Annotated in this window: 16 protein-coding genes; 3 read left to right on the top strand and 13 right to left on the bottom strand. The window is 73.3% G+C overall.

Annotated elements, in window-relative coordinates:
* Positions 1-14 precede the first annotated feature (14 nt).
* Positions 15-2111: a SpoIIE family protein phosphatase gene (locus AB0O01_RS09915; RefSeq protein ID WP_365311984.1), complete on the bottom strand. Its 2097-nt coding sequence runs from the start codon at positions 2109-2111 to the stop codon at positions 15-17.
* Positions 2112-2189: 78 nt separating this feature from the next.
* A complete protein-coding gene (locus tag AB0O01_RS09910; protein ID WP_365311983.1) occupies positions 2190-2564 on the bottom strand; it encodes a hypothetical protein in 375 nt (124 codons plus the stop codon).
* Between the two features lie 206 nt (positions 2565-2770).
* Between AB0O01_RS09910 and AB0O01_RS09905 the strand changes: the two genes are divergently transcribed.
* Positions 2771-4177 (top strand): lipase maturation factor family protein, encoded by a 1407-nt coding sequence (locus tag AB0O01_RS09905; protein ID WP_365311982.1) that lies wholly within the window; start codon positions 2771-2773, stop codon positions 4175-4177.
* Positions 4178-4275: 98 nt separating this feature from the next.
* Here AB0O01_RS09905 and AB0O01_RS09900 read toward each other — a convergent pair whose 3' ends face one another.
* The 7 genes from AB0O01_RS09900 to AB0O01_RS09870 all read right to left on the bottom strand — a co-directional run bounded on the left by AB0O01_RS09900 (position 4276) and on the right by AB0O01_RS09870 (position 12019).
* Positions 4276-5115, bottom strand: a complete 840-nt coding sequence (locus AB0O01_RS09900) for an amidohydrolase family protein (RefSeq protein WP_365311981.1) — start codon at positions 5113-5115, stop codon at positions 4276-4278.
* A gap of 109 nt (positions 5116-5224) precedes the next feature.
* A complete protein-coding gene (locus tag AB0O01_RS09895) occupies positions 5225-6160 on the bottom strand; it encodes an aldo/keto reductase (protein WP_365311980.1) in 936 nt (311 codons plus the stop codon).
* Positions 6157-6915 carry an SDR family oxidoreductase gene (locus AB0O01_RS09890; protein ID WP_365311979.1) on the bottom strand — a complete coding sequence of 253 codons (759 nt, stop codon included), beginning with the start codon at positions 6913-6915 and terminating at the stop codon, positions 6157-6159. The genes AB0O01_RS09895 and AB0O01_RS09890 overlap by 4 nt, the downstream gene beginning before the upstream one ends.
* Positions 6912-8261 carry an L-fuconate dehydratase gene (locus AB0O01_RS09885; RefSeq protein ID WP_365311978.1) on the bottom strand — a complete coding sequence of 450 codons (1350 nt, stop codon included), beginning with the start codon at positions 8259-8261 and terminating at the stop codon, positions 6912-6914. The genes AB0O01_RS09890 and AB0O01_RS09885 overlap by 4 nt, the downstream gene beginning before the upstream one ends.
* 155 nt (positions 8262-8416) lie before the next feature.
* On the bottom strand, positions 8417-9445 hold the full coding sequence (locus AB0O01_RS09880) for an ABC transporter permease (RefSeq protein ID WP_365311977.1): 1029 nt from the start codon (positions 9443-9445) through the stop codon (positions 8417-8419).
* Positions 9438-10952 carry a sugar ABC transporter ATP-binding protein gene (locus AB0O01_RS09875; protein ID WP_365311976.1) on the bottom strand — a complete coding sequence of 505 codons (1515 nt, stop codon included), beginning with the start codon at positions 10950-10952 and terminating at the stop codon, positions 9438-9440. Before AB0O01_RS09875 ends, AB0O01_RS09880 begins: the two co-directional genes overlap by 8 nt.
* Positions 10949-12019 carry a sugar ABC transporter substrate-binding protein gene (locus AB0O01_RS09870; RefSeq protein ID WP_365311975.1) on the bottom strand — a complete coding sequence of 357 codons (1071 nt, stop codon included), beginning with the start codon at positions 12017-12019 and terminating at the stop codon, positions 10949-10951. Before AB0O01_RS09870 ends, AB0O01_RS09875 begins: the two co-directional genes overlap by 4 nt.
* A 260-nt stretch (positions 12020-12279) precedes the next feature.
* Between AB0O01_RS09870 and AB0O01_RS09865 the strand changes: the two genes are divergently transcribed.
* Positions 12280-12972, top strand: a complete 693-nt coding sequence (locus AB0O01_RS09865; RefSeq protein ID WP_365312438.1) for an FCD domain-containing protein — start codon at positions 12280-12282, stop codon at positions 12970-12972.
* A 179-nt stretch (positions 12973-13151) separates the two neighbouring features.
* Entirely contained in the window at positions 13152-13802 is a 651-nt protein-coding gene (locus AB0O01_RS09860) for an HD domain-containing protein (RefSeq protein WP_365311974.1), read from the top strand.
* A 139-nt stretch (positions 13803-13941) separates the two neighbouring features.
* Here AB0O01_RS09860 and AB0O01_RS09855 read toward each other — a convergent pair whose 3' ends face one another.
* From AB0O01_RS09855 to AB0O01_RS09840, 4 genes are all read right to left on the bottom strand, one after another.
* Positions 13942-14937: a GlxA family transcriptional regulator gene (locus AB0O01_RS09855; protein WP_365311973.1), complete on the bottom strand. Its 996-nt coding sequence runs from the start codon at positions 14935-14937 to the stop codon at positions 13942-13944.
* Between the two features lie 137 nt (positions 14938-15074).
* Entirely contained in the window at positions 15075-18095 is a 3021-nt protein-coding gene (locus AB0O01_RS09850) for a glycoside hydrolase family 38 C-terminal domain-containing protein (RefSeq protein ID WP_365311972.1), read from the bottom strand.
* A 174-nt stretch (positions 18096-18269) separates the two neighbouring features.
* A complete protein-coding gene (locus tag AB0O01_RS09845) occupies positions 18270-20315 on the bottom strand; it encodes an endo-beta-N-acetylglucosaminidase (protein WP_365311971.1) in 2046 nt (681 codons plus the stop codon).
* Complete coding sequence (locus AB0O01_RS09840) at positions 20312-21718, bottom strand: glycosyl hydrolase (protein WP_365312436.1); 1407 nt, start codon at positions 21716-21718, stop codon at positions 20312-20314. Before AB0O01_RS09840 ends, AB0O01_RS09845 begins: the two co-directional genes overlap by 4 nt.
* Between the last annotated feature and the right edge of the window lie 108 nt (positions 21719-21826).

Below are 21826 nucleotides of genomic sequence, written 5' to 3'. Positions count from 1 at the left end.
CCCCGTGCCCCGGCTCAGTGGCGCAGCGGCACCGCGAACTCGCACCACACGCACTTCCCGCCGCCCCGCGCCTCCACCCCCCACACGTCCGCCATCAGGTCGACCAGCATCAGACCGCGCCCGGAGACCCCGGACGTCCCGGCCTCGCGGCGCCGGGGCAGGGCGCTGGAGGTGTCCTCGACCTCGACGCGCAGCCGCCGCTCGGCGCCGCCGAGCACCCGCAGGGTGACGATCGCGGCGCCCTCGGTGTGCATCAGGGCGTTGGTGATCAGCTCGTCGGCGACCAGTTCGACGTCGTCGGCCCGGTCCACCGCGCCCCAGGCCCGTACCGCCGCCCGGATCAGATGGCGGGCCTCGGCCAGCGCCTCCGGGTCGCCCGGGGCCACATGCTGCTGGAGCCGTCCGCCGGTCTGGGGGGCGTCCAGGCCCCGGCGGCGCAGCACCAGCAGCGCCACATCGTCGTCGCCGCCGCGCTCGTCGGCCTCGTCGATCAGCAGATCGGCGAGTTGGCGCACATCCTGCGGGCCGCCGGCGATGAGGGCGGTGAGGGTCTGCATCCCGTCGTCGAGGTCGGTGCCGGGCTGTTCGACCAGGCCGTCGGTGCACAGCAGCAGGGTGTGCCCGGGGTCCAGCTCTATCGTGCCCACCGGGTACTCCAGCCGCCCGAACTCCGCCGACAGCCCGAGCGGCAGCCCGCCCTCGACCGGGACGCGGCGGCAGCTTCCGTCGCTGCTGCGGACCAGGGGGTCGATGTGCCCGGCGCGGACCACCTGGACGACCCCGGTGGCGAGATCGGCCTCCGCGTAGAGGCAGGTCGCGAAGCGGTCGGTGTCCAGTTCGTGGAGGAAGACGGAGGCGCGGGCCATCACGGTGGCCGGATTGTGGCCCTCGGCGGCGTAGGCGCGCAGCACGATCCGGAGCTGGCCCATGACGGCGGCGGCATGGGTGTCGTGGCCCTGGACATCGCCGATGACCGCGCCGACCCGGCCGCCGGGCAGCGGGATCAGGTCGTACCAGTCGCCGCCGATGTCCCGGCCCTTGGCCCCGCCGATCGCGGCGGCCCGGTAGCGGACGGCGACATCGGCGCCGGGCACGCTGGGGATGGTGCGCGGCAGCATGGCCTGCTGGAGGCCCTCGGCGATGTCCTTCTCCTGCTCGTAGAACATGGCCCGCTGGAGGCTCTGGGCGATGCTGCTGCCGAGGGCGACCAGGATGTCCCGCTCCTCGTCCGTGAAGCCCCGCCGGTCGCTGTAGAGCAGGCCCATGGCGCCGATCGGGCGGGCCTGCACGATCAGCGGGAGATAGGCGGCGGCGGTGATGTCGAGGTCGGTGATGTGCGGCCAGAGGATCGGGTAGCCCTGGGCGAACTCGTCCGGCGACTCGATGAAGCGGGGGCTGAGGGTGCGCACCACCTCGCTCATGGGGTACGGCTCGTCTATCCGGGTGACCCGGGTGCCGGGTACGAAGCTGCCCTCGGGGCCCTCGGCGATCAGCCGGATGCGGCCGGCCTCCACCAGGCCCATCACCAGGCTGGTGGCGCCCAGATGGGTGACGCCGTGGGTGTCCTTGAGGACGTCGATGACGTCCTGGACGGTCCGGGCGTGGGCGAGGGCGGCGGTGGTCACCTGGACGACGTTGCCCTGGCGGGGGCGGATCTCCTCCTGCGCCGGGGTGGCCCGGCCGTCGCGGGAGGCCAGCTCGCGCAGTTCCTCGGTGGCGTCCCGGACGATGCCGACGATCCGGTTGGGGCGCCCGCCGTTCCCGTCCCGGCGGATGTAGCCCTGGGTGTGGGTCCAGCGCAGGGTGCCGTCGCGGCGGCGGACGCGGAAGTAGGCGCCGTAGTTCTCGCGGCCGTCCTTGATGGCCTGCGCCACCAGGGCGTCCAGGCGCAGGCCCTCGGTCTGCGGGACGCGGTCGGCGAGGGACTCCGGGTCGCCGTCGAACTCGCCGGGCCGGAGGTCGAAGATCTCGTGCGCCCGCGCGTCCATGTGGAAGAGCCCGGCGTCCAGGTCCCAGTCGAAACTGCCCATGCGGTTGAGCGCCAGGATCGGTTCCGGGTGGGCGGGCCAGTCGTCCGGGAGTGACAGGGCGCTCGCTCCCCGATCAACCATGGGCCCTACCTTGTCAGGATTTGACCGATTCTTCGACTTGTCCGGACAGGCGGGTCGGCCTCCGGCCGCTCCGGCGGGTCACTCGTCCACCAGCCCGTCGGGGTCGTCGGGGACGAGTCCGCCGCCGTCCCGGACGTCGGGGATCTCGGGGACGCGGTCGGGACCGATCTCGTCGCCGAGGGGCGATTCACCCCCTCCGTCCGCCCCGGTCACCTCGTCCGCCCCGCTCGCCTCGCCCGGCTCGTCCACGCCGTCCGGCCCGTCCAGCCCTTCGGGGGCCGTCGCCTCCCCCTCTTCCAGCACGCACACCGGTGCCTGCGGGGCCGGGGGCTCCGGGTCGGCCGCGTCCGCCGAGGTCGCCCCGTATCCGGCGACCATCAGGGCCGCCAGGGTCACCGACAGGGCCCCGGCGAGCCGGGCCCCGCCCTTCGGTATGCCAACGTCGTCACGCACCGTGCTCTCCCGACTCCCGAGGGTCGATTCCTCCCCATTGTCTGCTTCACCCGCTCGGGTCACGCAAATGGAAGACCCGGACGACAGGGAGGACCCGGCCCGCGCCGGACGGCAGAATGCGGGCGGCGGGAGAGCCCGCGCTCTGCGGACGGCAGCGGGAGAACCGCAGCAGACTGGGAGAGCGGGGAGAGGAGGCGCGCGCGGTCGTGGACTGGTTCACCGCACCCGGGTACGAGCTGAGCCGGCTGGTCTTCCAGCGGGCGCTGGCCGCCGTGTACCTCGTGGCGTTCCTGACCGCGGCGCTCCAGTTCCGGGCGCTGATCGGGCGGCGGGGCATGCTGCCGGTCCCCCGGTATGTCGCCCGGGTGCCGTTCCGGATGGCGCCCAGCGTCTTCCAGCTCCACTACTCCGACCGGTTCTTCGCGGGGTGGGCGTGGTCCGGGGCGGCGGTGTCGGGGGCGCTGCTCGCGGGGGCGGACTCCCTCGTACCGCTGTGGGCGGGGCTGCTGCTGTGGCTGCTGCCCTGGCTGATGTACCTGTCGATCGTGAACGTCGGCCAGACCTGGTACGCGTTCGGGTGGGAGTCACTGCTGCTGGAGGTCGGGTTCCTCGCGGTGTTCCTGGGCAACGGCGAGGTGGGGCCGCCGGTCGTCGTGCTGTTCCTGCTGCGCTGGGTGCTGTTCCGGGTGGAGTTCGGCGCGGGACTGATCAAACTGCGCGGCGACCGCTGCTGGCGGAATCTGACCTGTCTCTTCCACCATCACGAGACCCAGCCGATGCCGGGCCCGCTGAGCTGGTTCTTCCACCGGCTGCCGAAGCCCCTGCACCGGGTGGAGGCGGCGGCGAACCATGTCACCCAACTGGTCGTCCCGGTGCTGCTCTTCACTCCGCAGCCGGTCGCCTCGGCCGCCGCCGCGCTGATGATCCTCACCCAACTGTGGCTGGTGCTCTCCGGGAACTTCTCCTGGCTGAACTGGATCACGATCGTGCTGGCCCTCTCCGCGATCCGCTTCCCGGGCTCCGCCGCCGCCACGGCTCCCGCCACCCCGCTCTGGTACACCGTCCTGGTGCTCGCCGTGTCCGCGCTGCTGCTGGCGCTGAGCTACCGGCCGGTGGCCAACATGGTCTCCCGCCGCCAGGTCATGAACCGCTCCTTCGACCCGCTCCACCTGGTCAACACCTACGGTGCCTTCGGCAGCGTCAGCCGGGTGCGGCACGAGGTGGTCATCGAGGGCACCGCCGACCCGGTGCCGGGGCCGGACGCGGAGTGGCGGGAGTACGAGTTCCGGGGCAAGCCCGGCGATCCCCGGCGCTGGCCACGCCAGTTCGCGCCCTACCATCTGCGGCTGGACTGGCTGATGTGGTTCGCGGCGCTGTCGCCGGGCTATGCCGGGGAGTGGTTCGGGGCGCTGGTGGAACGGCTGCTGGCGGACGACCGGGACACCCTGCGCCTGCTGCGCCGCTCGCCGTTCCCGCCCGGCGCCCCGCCCCGCTTCGTCCGCGCCCGCCTCTACCGCTACCGCTTCACCACCTGGCGGGAGCTGCGGGAGACGGGCGCCTGCTGGGAGCGGAGTTATGTCCGGGAGTATCTGCCGCCGACGCGGCTGGGGTAGGCGGGGCGGAGGTCGGCGGGTTCCGAGGCTGTACCCCCGGGGTCAGAGGCCGTACCCGCCCCCGGAATCAGAGGCCCCCGGAATCAGGGCCCCTGGAGTCAGAGGCCGTACACCCGGGTCGCCGTGCCCGTGAAGACGGCGTCCCGCTCCCCCGCGCTCAGGCCCGCCGTCAGTTCCCCGGCCGTCGACATGACCCGGCCGTAGGAGGCGGCAAGCGTGCACACCGGCCAGTCCGAGCCGAACATCAACCGGTCCGGGCCGAACGCCTCCAGCACGGTCTCGGCGTAGGGGCGCAGGTCGGCGACCGTCCAGGACGCGGGGTCGGCCTCGGTGACCAAGCCGGAGAGCTTGCACACGGTGTGGGGCAGGGCCGCCAGCGCGCGGATCCCGGTCGCCCAGGGTTCCAACTCCCCGGCGGCGATGGGGGGTTTGCCGAGATGGTCGAGGACGAAGGTGAGCCCGGGGTGGGCGGCGGCGGCCCGGACGGCGGCGGGAAGCTGGTGCGGGACGACCAGCAGGTCGTAGACCAGCCCGGCGTCCGCGACGGCGTCCAGGCCCCGGTGGACGTCGGGGCGCAGCAGCCACTCGGGGTCGGGTTCGCCCTGGACCTGGTGGCGGATGCCCTTGAGGCGGTCGCCGCCGGGCAGGGCGCGCAGCGCGGCGAGGGTGTCGGCGGCGCCGGGCGCGGTGAGGTCGGTCCAGCCGACGACCCCGGCGATCAGTTCGTGTCCGTCGGCCAGGGCGAGGAACTCGGGGGTCTCCTCGGCGACGGTGACCGTCTGGACCAGCACCGTGCGGTCGACCCCGGCGGCGCGGGCCTCGGGGGCGAGGTCGTCGGCGGTGAAGTCCTGGCGCAGCGGCGCGAGCGCGGGCCCGGTGATCCAGTCCTGGTCGCGGACGGTGAGGTCCCAGACGTGGTGATGGGCGTCGACGGTCATGGCAGCTCCCGGGGAAAGGGCGGGCATGGCGGCTCCCGGAGAAGGGGCGCGGTCGGGCCAGCTTCCGGGGAAAGGGGCCGTCGGGGCGGACCCGGTGTGCGGGGGATCCTCATTCCGGGACGCCCTGGACGCCGTCCTCGGCGAGTTCGCGCCAGAAGGCGGCGGGGACGGGGGTGCGGAACTGGGTGGCGCAGTCGTCGGCCTCGGCGGCGGAGCGGGCGCCGACCAGGACGCCGGTGACGGCCGGGTGGGCGGCGCAGAAGGCGAGGGCGGCGGCGCGCAGGGTGATGCCGTGGCGTTCGGCGGTGGCCTTGAGGCGCAGGGCGCGGTCGAGGAGGGCGGGGGGTGCGGCGGTGTAGTCGTAGGTGCGGCCGGGGCGGGGGTCGGCGAGGAGGCCGGAGTTGAAGGCGCCGCCGATCACGACCGCGACGCCGCGTTCCCGGGCGGCGGGGAGGAGGTCGGTCAGGGCGCTCTGGTCGAGGAGGGTGTAGCGGCCGGCGCAGAGCACGACATCGACGTCGGTGTCGCGGACGAAGCGGGTGAGCAGGGCGGACTGGTTCATCCCGGCGCCGATCGCACCGACGACGCCCTCGGCGCGGAGTTTCTCCAGGGCGGGGTAGCCCTCGCGGAACGCCTGCTCGGCGTGGTCGTCGGCGTCATGGAGGTAGACGGTGTCGACGCGGTCGAGGCCGAGGCGTTCGAGGCTGGCGTCGAGGGTGCGGCGGATGCCGTCGGCGCTGAAGTCCCAGACGCGGCGGTGGGTGGCGGGGACGGCGAAGCCGTGGGCGAGGTCGTCGCCGGTGCCGTCGGCCGGTGCCAGGCGCCGCCCGACCTTGGTGGAGACGGTGAACGCGGTGCGGGGACGGCCGCGCAGGGCGGCGCCGAGGCGGGTCTCGGCGAGGCCGAGGCCGTAGTGCGGGGCGGTGTCGAAGGCGCGGACGCCCCGGTGCCAGGCGGCGGTGACGGTGTCGTGCGCCTGCTGGTCGGTGACCTCGGTGAAGAGGTTGCCGAGGGGGGCGGTGCCGAGGGCGAGGGCGGCGGTCACCGGGTCGCTGCCGGGCGGAGCCGCAGGCCCTGCATCCCGCCGTCGACGGCGAGGGAGGTGCCGGTGGTGGCGCCGGACAGGGGGCTGGCGAGGTAGGCGATGGCCCCGGCGACCTCGGCGGCCGTGACCAGCCGTCCGGTGGGCTGACGGGCCTGGAGGGCGGTGCGTTCGGCGGCGGGGTCGGCGGCGGAGTCCAGCAGCCGGCCGACCCACGGGGTGTCCACGGTGCCGGGGTTGACGCAGTTGACGCGCACGCCCTCACGGACGTGGTCGGCGGCCATGGCGAGGGTGAGGGAGTACACCGCGCCCTTGGTGGCGCTGTAGAGGGCGCGCTGGGGCAGCCCGGCGGTGGCGGCGATGGAGCAGGTGTGGACGATCGCCGCGTGCGCGGAGTTGCGCAGATGCGGGAGGCAGGCGCGGGCGGCGCGGACCATGCCGAGGACGTTGACGTCCATGACCCGGTGCCATTCGGCGTCGTCGTTGTCCTCGACCGTGCCCTGGGCGCCGATGCCCGCGTTGCTGACCAGGATGTCCAGCCCGCCGAGACCGGCGACGGCCGCCGCGACCGCCGTCCGCACGGAGGTGTCGTCGGTGACATCGGCGCGGTGGCCGGTCAGGGGCTCCTCGACGGTCGACGGGTCCAGGTCGAGGACGGCGACCCGGGCGCCGCGGGCCGCCATCAGTTCGGCGGTGGCCCGGCCGATGCCGGAGGCGCCGCCGGTCACCAGGGCCTTGAGTCCCTCGAAGTCGTTCATGCCGCCCGCCCTTTCCCGCTGCTCCCGGTGGTCAGGTCGGCGGCCCAGAAGGAACCGCCGGGGTAGGTGTAGCGCTCGATGGACTCGGGCCGCATCTCGGCCGAGAACCCGGGCGCGGTGGGTGCCCGGTAGTGACCCTCGCCGATCACCACCGGGTCGCGGAAGTGCTCGTGCAGATGGTCGACGTACTCGATGACCCGGTCGTCGGTGGTGCCGGAGAGGGCGAGGTAGTCGAACATCGACAGATGCTGGACGAGTTCGCACAGGCCGACGCCGCCCGCGTGCGGGCAGACCGGGACGCCGAACTTGGCGGCCAGCAGCAGGATCGCGAGGTTCTCGTTGACGCCGCCGACCCGGGCTGCGTCCAGTTGGAGGACGTCGATGGCCCCGGCCTGGAGGAGCTGCTTGAAGACGATGCGGTTCTGGACGTGTTCACCGGTGGCGACCTTGACGGGGGCGACCGCCCCGCGGATCGCGGCGTGGCCGAGGACGTCGTCGGGGCTGGTGGGCTCCTCGATCCAGTACGGGTCGAACGGGGCGAGCGCCTCGGTCCAGCGGATCGCCTCGGCCACGTCCCAGCGCTGGTTGGCGTCGATGGCCAGCCGGATGTCCGGGCCGATCACCGAGCGGGCGACCCGGCAGCGCCGGATGTCGTCGGCGAGGTCGGCGCCGACCTTCAGTTTGATCTGCCGGTAGCCGTCGGCGACCGCCTCGGCGGCGAGCCGGGTGAGTTTGGCGTCGTCGTAGCCGAGCCAGCCGGGGGACGTGGTGTAGGCGGGGTAACCGCGCTCCAGGAGGCGGGCGCGGCGCTCCTCGCCGCCCTCGCGGCCCCGGCGCAGCAGGTCGAGGGCGTCGTCGGGGGTGAGGGCGTCGGAGAGGTAGCGGAAGTCGATCTGGCGGACCAGCCACTCGGGTTCGGCGTCGGCGAGGAGTTGCCAGAGGGGTTTCGCGGCGCGTTTGGCGGCGAGGTCCCAGACGGCGTTGACGACCGCGCCGATCGCCATGTGCATCACGCCCTTCTCGGGCCCCAGCCAGCGCAGTTGGCTGTCCCCGACGAGGTCCCGGAAGAGCGAGCCGGGGTCCGCGCACAGCTCGGCCACGGGCCGTCCGACGACATGGTGGCGCAGGGCGTGGATGGCGGCGACCTGGACGTCGTTGCCCCGTCCGATGGTGAAGCAGAAGCCGTGCCCCTCCGGCTCCCCGTCGCCGTCGGTGCGCAGTACGACATACGCGGCCGAGTAGTCGGGGTCCGGGTTCATGGCGTCGGAGCCGTCCAGCTCGCGCGAGGTGGGGAACCGGATGTCGTGGGTGTCGACCGCGGTGATGCGGGCGGGCGTCGGGCTCACGGAGGGCCTTTCGGACGGCGACGGGGGCGGGGGGTGTTGCTTTTCGGGGTGGGGGTCGGTCCCCGGGGGGAGCGGGGAGGCGAGGTCGGTCCCGGGCCGGGCTGGTCGGAGGGGGCGGGGTCAGTCCTGGGCCCGGCCGATCGGGAGAGGCAGGGTCAGTCCTGGGCCCGGCCGGTGGTCACGCGGGCGATCATCAGGGCGACCAGGATGATGCCGCCGTAGATGGCCTGGATCCAGAAGGAGGGCACCTGGGCCAGGGTGAGCAGGTTCTGCACCACGCCGAGGAGGAGGACGCCGGTCAGGGCGCCGAACATGGTGCCCCGGCCGCCGTCGAGGCTGATGCCGCCGATGACGGCCGCCGCGAACACGGTGAAGATCATGTTGTTGCCCTGGTTGGCGCTGATCGCGCCGACGTACCCGGTCTGCATGATCCCGCCGATCGCGGCGAGGACCCCGGCGACGACGAACACCCCGAGCATCACCCGCTCGACCCGGATCCCGGCGGCGCGGGCGGCCTCCGGGTTGCCGCCGATGGCGTACAGCGCGCGGCCGACGCGGTGGTACTTGAGGACCAGTCCGGCCACCGCGAAGGCGGTCCCGGCGAGCCACACCGACAGCGGGATGGTGAGGAAGGTGGTGGTGGCCAGCGAGTAGAACGCGTCGGGCATGCCGAACAGGGTCTTGCCCTCGGTGGCGCCGACCAGCAGTCCGCGCAGCACGATCAGCATGGCCAGGGTCACGATGAACGCGTTGAGCCCGAACCGGACGACGAGGACGCCGTTGAAGGCGCCGACCGCCGCGCCCGCGACCAGGACGGCGAGCAGGGCGATCCCGGCGGGGAGTTCGGTGCCCCAGCCGGAGGCGGCGGCGGGCAGCACCAGCAGCGCGCCGACGGCGGGGGCGACCCCGACGACGGACTCCAGCGACAGATCGAACTTGCCGGTGATCAGCACCAGGGACTCGGCGAGCACCACCATGGCGAGGGCGGCGGAGGCACCCAGGACGGAGACGAGGTTGCGTTCGGTCAGGAACGAGTCGTTGACCAGCGCGCCCAGGATCAGCAGCAGGACGAGGGCGGGCAGCAGGGCGAGTTCCCGGGCCCTGCGCAGCAGTACCGTCCTGGCTGCGGGGGCGGGGGCGGGGGTGCCGGCGGGCACTCCCGTCAGCGCCTTGGTGTCAGCCATGGTGGTCCACTCCTTCGATGGAGGCGATCAGCTCGTGGTCGTGCCAGCCCGCCGGGTGCTCGGCGGTGATCCGGCCGTGGAAGAGGACGAGGACCCGGTCGCAGCGGCGCAGGTCGTCGAGTTCGTCGGAGACGACGAGGACGGCGGTGCCGTCGTCGCGGGCGCTGTCCATCCGGGACAGCAGGGACTCCTTGGACTTCACGTCCACTCCGGCGGTGGGATTGATCAGCACCAGCAGCCGGGGGTCGGAGGCGAGGGCACGGGCCATGACGACCTTCTGGGCGTTGCCGCCGGAGAGGTCGGAGACGGGCTGGCCGGGACCCTCGGTGTGAATGTCGAGGCGGTCGATCAGCTCGGCGGCGACCGCGCGGCGCCGCTCACCGCCGACGAACCCGAACCGGCCGAGCCGGTCCAGCACGCTCAGGGTGGCGTTGTCGCCGACGGTCATCGCGGGCACCAGGCCCTGCTCGTGCCGGTCGCGCGGCACCCAGCCGACGCCGGTGTCCAGGGCGGCCCGGACATCGCCGAAGGGCAGCGGCGTCCCGCCGACCGTCGCGGTCCCGGCGGTCGGGGTGCGCAGTCCCGCGAGGGTCTCGGCCAGTTCGGTCTTCCCGCTGCCGCTGATCCCGGCGAGCCCGACGACCTCGCCCTCCCGCACGGTGAGGTCGATGCCGTCGTACGCGGGTGAGGTGAGGCCCCGGACGGCGAGCAGGACGGGGGTGTCCCCGGGGGTGGGGGTGGTGCGGTGCCGGTCGGCGCTGTCCTCGACGCTCTCGCCGGCCATGGCCTCCACCAGGGCCCGGCGCGGGAGGTCGGTGACGGGGGCGGTGGTGATCCAGCGGGCGTCGCGGAGCACGGTGACGGTCTGGCAGACCTCGTAGACCTCCTGGAGGTGGTGGGAGATGAACAGGAAGGTCACCCCGGAGTCCTGGAGGGCCCGCATCCGGCCGAACAGGCGCTCGATCTCCCGTTTGTCGAGCTGGGCGGTGGGTTCGTCGAGGATGATGAAGCGGGCGCCGAAGGAGAGGGCGCGGGCGATCTCCACCAACTGCCGGTCCTCGACCCTGAGGTCGGCGGTGCGGGCCCCGGGGTCGACCCGGACGTCCCAGGCGGCGAGAAGGTCGGCGGCCTCGGCGCGCAGGGTGCGCCAGGCGATGAGGCCCCGGCGCAGCGGCTGCCGATTGATGAAGAGGTTCTCGGCGACGGTGAGTTCGGGGACGACGGTCGGCTTCTGGTACACGCAGGCCACCCGGCGGCGCCAGGCGTCGCGGTCGGTGAGCGGGGGTGCCGGTTCGCCGTCGAAGCGGACCGTGCCCTCGTCGGCGGCCTGGAGGCCGGTGAGGATCGAGACCAGGGTGGACTTGCCGGCGCCGTTGCGGCCGACCAGGGCGTGGGACTCACCGGGCAGGACGGTGAGCCGGCCGTCGCGCAGGGCGGTGGTGGGGCCGTAGCGCTTGACGATGTCCCGGGCCTCCACCAGCGGCCGGGGTGCGGGCTGCTCGCTCATCCGACGGTGTTGCCCCACAGCTCGGGGTCGTCCACGTTCTCCCGGGTGACCAGCGGGGCGGGCAGTTGGTCCTCCAGGATGCCGCTGGGCAGCTTCACGATCTCGGAGCCGTGGTCGGTGGGGCCGGGCTCGAACGTCTTCCCCCGCATCGCCGCCTTGATGTAGTACATGCCGTACCGGGCGTACAGGTCGGCGGGCTGGGAGACGGTGGCGTCGATCTCGCCGTTGCGGATGGCCTCGTACTCCTGGGGGATGCCGTCGTTGGAGACGATGGTGATGTGGCCGTCCTCGCCGGTCTTCTTCAGCAGGCCCTTGGACTTGAGGGTCTGGAGGGTGGGTGCGAGGTAGACGCCCCCGGCCTGCATGTAGATGCCCTTGAGGTCGGGGTGGGCGTTGAGGAGGGTGTCCAGTTTGGAGGCGGCGGTGTCGGACTCCCACTTGGCCGGGATCTCCAGGACCTCCAGCTTCGGGAACTTCTCCCGGACGCAGGTGCGGAACGCCTCCGAGCGCTCGCGGCCGTTGACCGAGGCGAGGTCGCCCATGATCTGCACGACCTTGCCGGACGGGATCTGCCCGCCGAGGTACGCGCACGCCTTCTCGCCGTACGCCACGTTGTTGGCGCGGACCACCATGGCGACCTTGCCCCGGTCGGGCGCCACGTCGACGGCGACCACGGGGACACCCTTGCGGGCGGCCTGGTCGAGTCCGGCCTCGATGGCGGCGCTGTCCAGCGGGGCCACGACCAGGCCCTTCACACCCTGGTTGAGCTGGTTGTTGATGTCGGTGATCTGCTGGGAGGGGTCGCTGTTGGAGTTGACGGTCTTCAGCGCGTCGACCCCCTCCGCGTCGGCCATCTTCGGCACGTAGTCGTTGTACGACTGCCAGAACGGTGAGGTCAGCAGGGGCAGGATCACCCCGACCCGCCCCTCCCCGCCGGCGCCCGCGGCGCCCGGGCCGCCGGTGTCCTCGGTGCTGCCGCACGCCGTGAGCGCGAGGGCGGCGCAGACCGCCACCGCCAGGGCGCGCGACGCGCGTGCGGGAGCGAAACGCCCAGTTCCGTCGGCCATCTGCCAGCTCCTCAAGAAGCGTGATCGAGCAGTTGCCCGCATATTTATCAGACCACTTCGCACCGTCAACACCCTGCGGACGCCAAATTCCGCGATTTCTGGGGGCCTTGACGCCCGAGTGGTCCGACCACATCCGAAGTGGTCCGACCACTTCCCGGCCTTCCCGGCTAGACTGCGGCGCACCCGGCGACTGGAGGAGTGGCGTGAACGAGACGGCGACGACGGAGGGGGCCGCCGAGGCCGGTGGCGCGCCCGCGCCCATGCCCGCTCAGAAGGGGACGGTCACCCAGCGGGCCATCGAGCGGATCAAGGCGATGATCACCGAGGGGCTGCTGGAGCCGGGGCAGCGGCTGCCCACCGAGCGCGATCTCGCCGCCCAGCTCGGCATCTCCCGCAGCTCGATGCGCGAGGCGATCCGCGCGCTGACCGTACTCGGCGTACTGGAGGCCCGGCACGGCTCCGGCATCTACGTCACCCAGCTCCAGGCCGGTGATCTGCTGGAGACGTTCGGGGTCGTCGCCGACCTCTCGCGCGGGCCCCGGCTGGTGGAACTCCTGGAGGTGCGCCGGGTCCTGGAGTCCACGGCGACCGCGCTGGCCGCGGCCCGGATCACCCCGGCGGCCCTGGCCGAGGTGGAGCGGCATCTCGCGGCGATGAACGCCACCGAGGACCCCGAGCAGATCCTCGCCCACGATCTCGCCTTCCACCGCGAGATCGCCGCCGCCGCGGGCAACGCCACCATGGCGGCGATCCTGGAGGGCCTGTCCTCGCGCACCTTCCGGGCCCGGGTCTGGCGCGGCTACCAGGAGGAAGGTGCCTTCGACCGCACCCGGCGCGAGCACGCCGCGATCCACCGCGCCCTGGCGGCCCGGGACCCGGAGGCGGCACGGGCGGCTGCGGCGGCGCATGTGGGGGAGGTGGAGGAGTGGTTGCGGGCGCAGGTCCGGGTGTAGGTCGGGGCCCGGTCCGGGCGTGGTGTTTCGGGGGCCGCCAGGGGCGCGACTACGTGGCCGACCCCGCTGACGGGGGGATGTCCGGATCCGAGGGTCGTATGTCCGTACGGACACCTGTGGGCCCCTGCCCCCCTGCGGTTGATTGGTGGTGAGCACACCGCCAACAGGAGGCACCCCCGATGACCACCACCTCACCCCACGAGATCGCCGGCGTCACCGTGCCGGACAGCGCGCTGGTCCGCGAGGCCACCGAACTGGTCCGCGACGCGGCCTCCGACGTGGTCTACCACCACTCCCGCCGGGTCTTCTTCTGGGGTTCCCTGCGCGGCCGGGCGCGCGGTCTGGCCGCCGACCCCGAACTGCTCTACGTCGGCGCCCTCTTCCACGACCTGGGCCTGACCGAGCGCTACCGCACCGCCGACCAGCGCTTCGAGATCGACGCGGCCGACGAGGCCCGCGCGTTCCTGCTCCGGCACGGGATCCCCGCCGGGTCGGCCGATCTGGTCTGGCAGGGCATCGCGCTGCACACCACCCCGGAGATCCCCTGGCACATGGCCCCCGAGGTCGCCCTGGTGACGGCCGGTGTGGAGGTGGACGTACTGGGCCTGGGTCTGGCGGAGGTGGGTGACGAGGCGCTGAAGCAGGTCGTGGCGGAGCATCCGCGTCCGGACTTCAAGCGGCGGATCCTCGCGGAGTTCACCGACGGCCTCGCGCACCGCCCGGCGACGACGTTCGGCAATGTCAAGGCCGATGTCCTGGAGCGGTACGCGCCGGGCTACCGGCGGGAGAACTTCGTCGACATCATCCTGAACTCCGACTGGTCCGAGTGAGCCACCCGTCGGCCGGCGACGCCCGCCCCGCCGCCGGGAATCCGGCGGGGCCCCGGCCGACGGGTTCCCCCGCGTGCGGCCGGCCGGTCACTCCCCACCGGCCGACCGGCCGCACGCCATGACGCCTCCTCCGCGCCGGTCACCTCCGCCCTCCGTCGCCGTCCCGCCCGGTGGAGCGGAACCGCTCCCGGTACGCCCCCGGCGTGATCCCCAGCAGTCGGCGGAACGCCCGCCGCAGGGTCTCCACCGAACCGAAGCCGCTCGCCCGTGCCACCGCGTCGAGCCCGTCGCCGCCGCTCTCCAGCAGCGCCTGCGCCGCCTCCAGCCGGACCCGCTCCACGAACTCCGCGCCGGTCCCGCCGGTCTCCGCCCGGAACAGCCGGGACAGATGCCGTTCGCTGACCCCGGCCGTCCGCGCCATGGAGGCGAGGGTGTGGTCCGCGCGGGGGTCGGCGGTCACCGCGTCCAGGACCCGCCGCACCACCGAGTCCGGCGGGTACTTCGCGTTCTGCCGCACCGAGAACTGCGACTGCCCGCCGGGCCGGGCCATGAACACCACCAACTGCCGGGCCGCCGCGCGGGCCACCTCCGGGCCGAGATCGCCCTCGACCAGCGACAGCGTGAGATCGATGCCCGCGGTGATCCCGGCCGACGTGATGAACCGGCCGTCCCGGACGAAGATGGCGTCGCTGTCGACCTCGACCTCCCGGTAGCGGGCGGCGAGGTCGGCGGCCAGCCGCCAGTGCGTGGCCGCCCGGCGTCCGTCGAGCAGTCCGGCGGCGGCCAGCGGAAAGGCCCCGGCGCAGATCCCGGCGACCGTGGCGGCGCCCTCCGCCAGCCGCCGTACGCCGTCCAGGAGCGGGGTGTCGGCGACCGCCGCCCACCAGTCGGGGCGGCCCGGCACCATCAGGGTGTCGACGGGGAAATCGACGTCCTTGAACGCGAGGTCGGGGACCAGGCGCAGCCCGGCGGTCGCGGTGACCGGCGCCCCGTCCACCGAGGCGGTGGTGATGCGGTAGGCGCCACCGTGCTCGTTGGCCGCCGCGTACACCTCCAGCGGTCCCGTGACATCGAGGATCTGCACGCCCTCGAAGACGACCATCAGGACCTGGTGGGGTGGTGTTGCCGTACGCATCTCCCGATCCTCGCGGGCGGGGGCGGGCCGGGGCAAGCGGAGCCCGCCCGCCCCGACCCCTCCCCCTGAGCCCGCCCCGAGCCCTCCCTCTACGGCCGCCCCGACCCCTCCCCCTACGCCCGCCCCGGCCAGTCGCCCTACGCCCGCCGCAGCCGCAGCGTGACCAGTTCGAACGGCCGCAGCCGTACGGGGATCCGGGTGCCGTCCGCCTCGGGGGCGGGGGTGTCCGCGAGGGGGCGTTCCAGCAGGTCGGTCACCTGCACCCCGGCGATCTCGAACCCGGCGGTGAGCGTGGCGCGGGCCCGGCCGCCGTGCGCCTCGTGGAAGCGGACCACGACATCGCCGCTGCCGTCGTCGGCCAGCTTGACGGCGGTGACCACGACCGCGTCCCGGTCGACCGACACCAGCGGGGCCACCTCCCCCGCGCCGGTCGTCTCCCGCTCCGGCTGGTTGATCCGCCAGCCCTCGCGGACCGCGTCCCCGATGGAGGCGCCCGGCACCAGGGCGTGCCGGAAGCGGTGGACGCCCTGGTCGGTCTCGGGGTCGGGGAAGCGCGGGGCGCGCAGCAGGGAGACCCGGACCGTGGTCGTCGTACCGAGATCGCCGTCGGTGCGGACGGTGCGGGTGATGTCGTGGCCGTAGGTGGAGTCGTTGACGACGGCGACGCCGAAGCCGGGCTCCTCCAGATGGACGAAGCGGTGGTTGCACGCCTCGAACTTGGCTGCCTCCCAGGAGGTGTTGGTGTGGGTGGGCCGGTGGAAGTGCCCGAACTGGGTCTCGGACGCGTACCGCTCGGCGTGCACATCGAGGGGGAAGGACAGCTTGAGGAACTTCTCCGTCTCGTGCCAGTCGACCTCGGTGTCGATCAGCAGCCGCCGCTCCCCCGGCGGCAGGGCCAGCACCTGGACCACCCGGGAGTCGCCGAAGGTGCGGGTGACGCGTACCGAGTCGCCGTCGGGGCCGGGGGCGACCTCGTCGGCGGTGGTGAGGTCGGTGACGGTGTTGCGGTAGAACGCGTCGACGTCCCAGGCGTCCCACATGTTGGGGAAGTCGGGGTGCAGTTGGAGGAGGCTGGCGGCGCGGCCGGGGGCGATGGCCTCGCGTCCGGCATCGATGTCATGGGCGGAGACGACGAGGCCGGACGCGTCGATCCCGATGCGGAGCAGGCCGTTGTCGAGGGTGTGGCCGCCGCCGTCGCGGGGGGTGAGGGTGGTGGCCCCGGCCGGGGTGGCGGGGGCGGCGCCGCCTGCGGGGACGCCGTGGCGGGCGTGCGGGGCGGCGTTGAAGACGAGGGGGGTGGTGCCCTCACCGGCGAGCGCGGTCTGCGCGGCGGTGATGATCGTCTCCAGTTCGGCGGCGATCCGGTCGTAGGTGGCGCGGGCCTCGCGGTGCACCCAGGCGATGGACGACCCGGGCAGGATGTCGTGGAACTGGTGCAGCAGCACCGTCTTCCAGATGCGGTCCAGGTCCTCGTAGGGGTAGGGCGCCCCGGTGCGGACGGCGGCGGTGGCCGCCCACAGTTCCGCCTCGCGCAGCAGGTGTTCGCTGCGGCGGTTGCCCTGCTTGGTCTTCGCCTGGCTGGTGAGGGTGGCGCGGTGGAGTTCGAGGTACAGCTCACCGACCCAGACGGGCGGTTCGGGGTACTCGGCGACGGCCTTGGCGAAGAAGTCGGCGGGGGTCTCCCAGGTGACGGTCGCGGAGCCTTCGAGGTCGCGCAGCCGGGCCGCCTTGGCGACCATCTCGCGGGTGGTGCCGCCGCCCCCGTCGCCCCAGCCGGTGGGGGCGAGGGAGTGCCGGGCGCGGCCCTTGTCCTTGAAGTTGCGGGCCGCGTGGGCGATCTCGCTGCCCTTCATGGAGCAGTTGTAGGTGTCGACGGGCGGGAAGTGGGTGAAGATCCGGGTGCCGTCGATGCCCTCCCAGCGGAAGGTGTGGTGGGGGAACTTGTTGGTCTGCGACCAGGAGATCTTCTGGGTGAGCAGATACTTGGCCCCGGCCGCCTTGATGATCTGCGGGAGCCCGGCGGCGAAGCCGAAGGTGTCCGGCAGCCACGCCTCGTCGTTCTCGATGCCGAACTCGTCCAGGAAGAACCGCTTGCCGTGCACGAACTGGCGGGCCATGGCCTCCGAGCCGGGCATGTTGGTGTCCGACTCGACCCACATCCCGCCGGTCGGCACGAACCGTCCCTCGGCCACCGCCTCCTTCACCCGCGCCCACACCTCCGGCCGGTGGTCCCTGATCCACGCCCACTGCTGCGCCTGGGACATGGCGAAGACGAACTCGGGCTCGTCCGCCAGGAGGGCGGTCATGTTGGAGGTGGTGCGGGCGACCTTGCGGACCGTCTCGCGCAGCGGCCACAGCCACGCCGAGTCGATATGGGCGTGGCCGACGGCGCTGACGCGGTGCGCGGAGGGCGCGGCGGGCGTGGCGAGGACGCCTTCGAGGCGGGCGCGGGCCGCTGCCGCGGTGCGGTTGACGTCCTGGAGGTCGACGGCGTCCAGCGCCCGGTCGACGGCGCGCAGGATCTCGTGGCGGCGGGCGGAGTCGGCGGGCAGCTCGGCCATCAGCTCGCCGAGCACCTCCAGATCGATGACGAGGTGCCACACGGTCTCGTCGAAGACGGCGAGATCCATGCGGGTGAGGGTGTACTGGGGGTCGGTGCCGGCGGTCTCCTTGTCGCCGAGTTGGGTGGGGAGGAAGGGGTGGTAGTCGAGGATGACGGGGTTGGAGGCGGCCTCGATGTGCAGGGTCACGGTCTCGCCGCCCGCCACCGGGGCGCCGATCCGGACCCACTGGTTGCGCGGGTTGAGGCCCTTCACCGGGGTGCCGTCGGGCCGGTAGACCAGGCCCTCGCACTGGAAGCCGGGCATGTTCTCGTCGAAGCCGAGGTCGAGGACCGCCTCGACGGTCCGCCCGGCCCAGCCCTCGGGGACGGTGCCGGTGACCCGGAACCAGCTCGTGCCCCACGGAGCACCCCACCGGTCGCCGACCGCGATCGGCGCGGGTTCGGCCGCGAGCCCCTCGGCGACCGGGACCGGTTCGTCGGGGGCGTGCCACACCGCCACGTCGAGCGGCACGGACTCGGGGTGGACGGCGGGGCGGATGCGTTCGTCGAGGACACGCTTGAGACGCCCTTCGACGAGGCTGCGGTCGTCATGCATACGGGGTGCTCCGTAGATCGGTTCGTGGTGCGGGGGGATTTGTCAGGGGGCGGGGTGGGGGGCTTGTCGGGGTGGGCGTGGTTGAGGTGGGGGGCCTGGTCGGGGCGGGGCGTGGTCGGGGGTGACCTACCAGGTGGTGGTCCTACTAGGTGGTGGTCCCACCAGGTGGTGGTCCTACCAGGTGTGGGTCACGACGGCGGGGGCCGACGACGAGTACAGCTCCCCCACCGCGCGCACTTCGAACCGTGCCGCCGCCTCCCCCTGTTCCGGCACGAGCCCGCCCGCGAACCAGGCGAGCTGGCCCGTGCCGCCGAGGAACCGCCTGCTCCCGTCGGGCAGCACCCGGTGCACGGAGTAGTGGCGGACGGTGCCGGGGGCCGCCGCCCAGCCCAGGCGCAGATCGCCGCCGGAGGAGGCGGTGACGCGGGCGTCGGTGGGGGCGGCGGGGGCGCCGGGGGTGGTGGAGGTGGCGCGGACGGCGAGGTGGCCGAGGCGCCAGCGGACGGTGCCGGTGCCGGTGGGGGTGAGCCGGACGCCGAGGGCGCGGACGGTACCGCCGAGCCCGGTGAGCCGGGCCGTCACCGTCTGCCAGGTGTTGACCGAGTTCACAGGGAAGTAGGTGTACGGGGGTGTCGCACCCGGGGTGCTGGGTTCGGCGGTGGCCACGGCCAGTTCGACGTTCACACCGCCGGTGTCCGTGCGGGGTGTCAGGTCGACAACCGAGTCAACACCGATCGCGAGCTGTGTCGCGTAGAGATCGATGATCACGGGAGCGGTGAGTTCACCCTCGACCAGGAGGCTGCTGCCGCCACGCCAGGCGTCGGCGAAGTCGAAGGTCACGGCCGGCCGCGTCCCCGAGGTCCGGACGACCCACTGTCGGGAGGGCAGTTGGTCCTGGAGCCCGAGATGGTTCCACGGCCGGTCCGAGGTGACCCGCCCGTCCTCGTACCAGCGCAGCCCGTGCCCGGTGTTGAACACACTCGCGAACGGCAGGGACGTCACCGTCGAGCGGTCGGCCACCACCACGGCCGGGGCCCGCCAGGGGTCTGCGGTGTCGGGGCGCGCGGGGTCCAGGGAGCGCCCGCTCCAGAACCGGTTGTCGGCGGCGTGGAAGTCCTTGGGCGCACGGGCGGTCGCGGGCAGGTGGTTACGGGTCCACTCGGGCCGGTAGAAGCCGAGCGAGACGACATGGGCGGAGGTGCGCGGGACGATCGCGTCCCAGTTCACGGAGGAGTTGGAGCCGTTGGACTCGACGTCCACCCCGGCCCACAGCTCGTAGCGGCTGCGGCCGAGCTGCTGGGCCCGGTTCCCGGAGGAGACCAGACTGCTCGCCGTCCAGCGGAAGTCGAGGAACATGTCGTCGGCGGCCTGGAAGAACGGCTCGTTGCGGGCGTTGAGCGCCCCCTGCCAGCTCACCGCGCCACTGGTGGTCATGGAGTCGTACCAGGTCACCCGCTGTCCCTGGGCGGCGGCGAGGGTCTTCAGCTCGCGCAGGAAGCCCTGCGTGGCGGTGGCGAGGGCCGCGTCCCCGCCGCCGGTCTCGGCGTTGACGAACCAGCCGTCGAAGCCGTACGCCGTCGCGACCGCGACCAGTTGCGCGGCGAGCGGGTAGCGGCCCGCGCTGTCCCGCTGGACCAGGTCCCGGGTCCATTGGAGCTGGCCGCCGTAGGCGGCGGGCGGCAGGAAGACATTGCCGAGGACCCGGACGCCGTGCCGGTGCGCGGCGTCCACGACGGGCGCGTTGGGGGCGAGGATCAGGCCCTCGCCGGAGGAGCCGCCCCAGAAGACCAGTTCGTCGATGTAGGACCAGTGGGTGGGGGCGTAGTAGTCGGCGGTGGCGGAACCCTGGGAGGGGTTGCCCGCGGTCGGTCCGAAGGACACCAGGGACTGGATACGGGCCTGGCCGGTGCGGGCGGTGGCGTTGGCGGGGGTGGGGGTGAAGCGGGCGGCGAGCGGGACGCGCGAGGCGTTGAAGGCGAGGTCGGTGTCGTCGGCGGCGCGCCAGGTCTTGAGACTGCGCCAGGTGATGCCGGTACCCGGGGTCCCGGCGGGCAGCGAGTCGGGGTACCAGTACGAGGCGTACGGCTGGAGGGGGGTGGCGAGGGTGTCGGCGGTGCCGGGCCCGGTGGCCGGGGTCGCGACGGCCGGGAGGACGGGGAGCGCCGGGAGCAGGGCGGCGGTCGCTCCGGCGAGCAGCACGGTGCGTCTGGTGGGGTTCACGAGCGGGTGCCTCCTTGTGGGGTGGGGAGTACCTGGTCGGACGTGACGACCTCGGTGATGCCGCGCGCCGCCAGGTGCTGCGGGTCGGTGGCGCGGGTGTCGAGGACGGTGGTGGGGCGGGCGCCGTCGGCGGTCAGCCGGAAGAAGGCGTCGTAGACGGGGCCGCCGGGGGCACAGCGGGAACGGGTGGCCGGGTCGGCCGGGACGACGAGGGCGGTGGTGCGGGGGGCGGGGATGGGGGGCGGTGCGGTGGGGGTGGGGGGCGTGGTGGGCGTGGGGATCGGGGGCGTGGGGGTTGCGGCCTGCTGGGTGCGGGTGGCTTCGGGCGCTCGGGCGGCCTCGGCGGCGCGGGCCGCCTGGGCCGCTCGGGTGGCTTGGGCCGCGCGGGCGGCCTCGGCGGCGCGGGTAGCTTGGGCCGCTCGGGCCAGGACCCGTGCCGTGTCCTTGGGGGTTCGGTCGTTGGTCAACAGCCCCAGACCGTATTCCAGTTCGGGGAAGTCGGCGAGATCGCGTGAGACGTCGTGGGAGCACCACCAGGTGATCCCGAAAAGATCCGGACAGTCGAGGGCGTGCTCGATCGTGGCCTCGGTGAACGCGGCGGCGTCCTCGGGCGGGATCAGCGGGGCGGGGGCACCGACCTCCTGGAGCCAGACCGGGCGGTGGGGCTCGTCCGCCCACGCCTTGCTCAGTTCGATCAGATACGCGGCGTGGTGCTCGGTGGGTACGGAGCGGCGGCCGTGGCGCTGGGCGGTGCCGTTGAACACCCAGGAGTGGACGGCGGTCATGGTGCCGTGCCGGGCGGCCTGGGCGGGGGTGAAGGGCTGGTCGTCCTGGTACCAGGTGGCGTCGTACTCGGCGTGCAGATGCAGCTTGCCGGGGGCGCCCTCCTCGCAGGCGGCGAGCATCCGGGTGAGCCAGGCGTCGATCTCGTCGGCGGTCGCCCGGTCGGGGTCGGGGTGGGGTCCGGCGGAGAACTGGTTGATCTCGTTGCCGAGGGTCATGCCGAGGAAGTTGGGCCGGTCGGCGAGGGCGGCGGCGAGGGTCCGCAGCAGATGCGCCTGGCCGTCGAGGACCTTCGGGTCGGTGAACAGATTGCGGCGGTGCCAGGTGCGGGTCCAGGCGGGCAGGAAGTCGAAGCTGCTGAGATGCCCCTGGAGGCCGTCCACGTTGACGTCCAGGCCGCGTTCACCGGCCGCGTCCACGAGGGTCACGAGCTGTTCGACCGCGCGCGGGCGGACCAGTGACCGGTTCGGCTGGAAGTACGGCCACAGCGGGAAGACCCGGATGTGATCGAGTCCGAGCGCCGCGATCGAGTCGAGGTCGGCGCGCACGGAATCGGCGTCGAAGTCGAGCCAGTGGTGGAACCACCCTTCGCTGGGGGTGTAGTTGACGCCGAAGCGCACGGCAGCAGCAGACATGAAGGTCCCGGTTCGGTTGTGCGGGGGGGGGCTGTTCGGGTGGGGGTGGGTGTTCGGGTAGGGGTGGGTCGTGTTCGGGTGAGGGCGCGTTCG

The organism is Streptomyces sp. NPDC093252, from assembly GCF_040683675.1.
Lineage (GTDB): Bacteria > Actinomycetota > Actinomycetes > Streptomycetales > Streptomycetaceae > Streptomyces.
Note: the sequence above shows the minus strand (reverse complement) of the source record. Positions and strands in the feature narration are given on the sequence as shown.

What these genes read in the sequence shown, in the direction of transcription:
- AB0O01_RS09915 (WP_365311984.1), bottom strand. Translation starts at nt 2,111, where the DNA reads ATGGTTGATCGGGGAGCGAGCGCCCTGTCACTCCCGGACGACTGGCCC.
- AB0O01_RS09900 (WP_365311981.1), bottom strand. Translation starts at nt 5,115, where the DNA reads ATGACCGTCGACGCCCATCACCACGTCTGGGACCTCACCGTCCGCGAC.
- AB0O01_RS09890 (WP_365311979.1), bottom strand. Translation starts at nt 6,915, where the DNA reads ATGAACGACTTCGAGGGACTCAAGGCCCTGGTGACCGGCGGCGCCTCC.
- AB0O01_RS09880 (WP_365311977.1), bottom strand. Translation starts at nt 9,445, where the DNA reads ATGGCTGACACCAAGGCGCTGACGGGAGTGCCCGCCGGCACCCCCGCC.
- AB0O01_RS09875 (WP_365311976.1), bottom strand. Translation starts at nt 10,952, where the DNA reads ATGAGCGAGCAGCCCGCACCCCGGCCGCTGGTGGAGGCCCGGGACATC.
- AB0O01_RS09870 (WP_365311975.1), bottom strand. Translation starts at nt 12,019, where the DNA reads ATGGCCGACGGAACTGGGCGTTTCGCTCCCGCACGCGCGTCGCGCGCC.
- AB0O01_RS09865 (WP_365312438.1), top strand. Translation starts at nt 12,280, where the DNA reads ATGCCCGCTCAGAAGGGGACGGTCACCCAGCGGGCCATCGAGCGGATC.
- AB0O01_RS09860 (WP_365311974.1), top strand. Translation starts at nt 13,152, where the DNA reads ATGACCACCACCTCACCCCACGAGATCGCCGGCGTCACCGTGCCGGAC.
- AB0O01_RS09855 (WP_365311973.1), bottom strand. Translation starts at nt 14,937, where the DNA reads ATGCGTACGGCAACACCACCCCACCAGGTCCTGATGGTCGTCTTCGAG.
- AB0O01_RS09850 (WP_365311972.1), bottom strand. Translation starts at nt 18,095, where the DNA reads ATGCATGACGACCGCAGCCTCGTCGAAGGGCGTCTCAAGCGTGTCCTC.